This window comes from Aquidulcibacter sp. (assembly GCF_049239865.1).
In the GTDB taxonomy this organism is placed as follows: Bacteria; Pseudomonadota; Alphaproteobacteria; order Caulobacterales; family Aquidulcibacteraceae; genus Aquidulcibacter.
Genome location: NZ_JBMLTR010000196.1, coordinates 1 through 1,524, shown reverse-complemented (window position 1 = coordinate 1,524; position 1,524 = coordinate 1). Strand labels below are relative to the sequence as shown.

Sequence of the window (1,524 nt, the reverse complement as noted above, 5' to 3'; positions counted from 1 at the left end):
CGGCGCAAATCTGGATGGCCTGAGAAGAGGATGCCATACATATCAAAGGCTTCCCGCTCAAACCAATCTGCCGCAGGCCACAAACCAAAAGCCGAAGCAACGGGCGTATCTTCGTCGGTCGACACTTTGACCCGAATGCGCACATTCTTGCTCATGGACAGGAGATGATAGACCACTTCAAAGCGCTCTGCGCGTTCTGGATAGTCGGCACCGCACACATCGATAAAGGTCGAGAAGCTTTCGATATCGCGCAAGTGCTGGAGCACCGCTAAGATATCGTCACGGCGTACAACAACGGTCAACTCACCGGTCGACTGCGTCGCAGACAGGATGGATGCACCTAGAGCCGACGTCAGGCGCTCTTGCAGATCAGCCAAAGCGCTCATCGTTCGATTGTTCCTTCACGACGGATTTTCTTCTGCAATTGCAGGATGCCATACATCAAAGCTTCCGCAGTCGGCGGGCAGCCCGGCACATAGATGTCGACTGGCACAATACGGTCACAACCGCGCACGACGGCATAGCTATAGTGATAATAACCACCGCCATTGGCGCACGAGCCCATGGAGATCACATAGCGCGGGTTTGGCATTTGGTCATAGACCTTGCGCAAAGCTGGGGCCATTTTGTTGGTCAAGGTGCCGGCCACGATCATCACGTCTGACTGACGTGGGCTGGCGCGCGGGGCAAAGCCAAAGCGCTCCATATCATAGCGCGGCATAGCGGCCTGCATCATCTCAACCGCACAGCAGGCAAGACCAAAGGTCATCCACATCAGCGAACCGGTGCGCGCCCATGTGATCAGATCGTCAGCGGCGGCAACCACAAAGCCCTTATCGGCCAATTCGTCCGACAGGCCCGAGAAATAGGGGTCATTGGGAATGACAGGGCCAATATTGTCGAGTGTGGCGGGAACTGAGCCCGCGCGTGGGGGAAGCTTTAGTTCCATTCCAAAGCACCTTTCTTCCACTCATAGATAAAGCCGACCAACAAGATGCCAAGGAAGCTCATCATCGACCAATAGCCGAAGGGTCCAATGTCATCGAGCGCTAACACCCAAGGGAAAAGGAAAGCAATTTCCAAGTCGAACAGAATGAAAAGGATCGACACCAGATAGAATTTCACGTCAAACTTCATGCGGGCATCGTCAAACGCATTAAAGCCGCACTCATAGGTCGACACTTTTTCAGGGTCGGGGCTCGAAGGCGCTAACACCCAAGACGCCAGCATGAAGGCGCAACCAAGGCCTGCGGCAATCACCAGAAAGATCACGATGGGGAGAAAGTCGAGCAGAAAAGCGTTTGAGACCAGGGTCTGCTGAACGCCTGAACCGGCTTGGTTGACTGCTGACACTGCACTGTCGGCCATGTGTGCCCTCTTGAAACGTCTCTTTGAGCTGCCCGCAGCGCTAGCCTGCCGAAGCAATCGAATCTGATTTTACTAGGCTGGAGTGGGCTTTGGCGCAATGCGCGAAGGCGGTAAAGTCCTGCGAAATGTCTTTAAAGATCAGCCCAAGCTGGCAAA

At 54.5% G+C, this 1,524-nt stretch carries 3 protein-coding genes; all 3 read right to left on the bottom strand.

All coding sequences use genetic code 11. The annotated features are described in order from the left end of the window. On the bottom strand, positions 1-386 hold a 386-nt coding region (locus ACOVRA_RS13925; RefSeq protein WP_421720827.1), incomplete at its 3' end, for a complex I 30 kDa subunit family protein. After that, complete coding sequence (locus ACOVRA_RS13920; RefSeq protein WP_290805938.1) at positions 383-949, bottom strand: NuoB/complex I 20 kDa subunit family protein; 567 nt, start codon at positions 947-949, stop codon at positions 383-385. The genes ACOVRA_RS13925 and ACOVRA_RS13920, both read right to left, overlap by 4 nt. Then, on the bottom strand, positions 940-1,368 hold the full coding sequence (locus tag ACOVRA_RS13915; RefSeq protein ID WP_290805935.1) for an NADH-quinone oxidoreductase subunit A: 429 nt from the start codon (positions 1,366-1,368) through the stop codon (positions 940-942). Before ACOVRA_RS13915 ends, ACOVRA_RS13920 begins: the two co-directional genes overlap by 10 nt. Positions 1,369-1,524: the final 156 nt, after the last annotated feature.

Coding starts and splice junctions, on each gene's coding strand:
- ACOVRA_RS13915 (WP_290805935.1), bottom strand. CDS start 1,368: ATGGCCGACAGTGCAGTGTCAGCAGTCAACCAAGCCGGTTCAGGCGTT.
- ACOVRA_RS13920 (WP_290805938.1), bottom strand. CDS start 949: ATGGAACTAAAGCTTCCCCCACGCGCGGGCTCAGTTCCCGCCACACTC.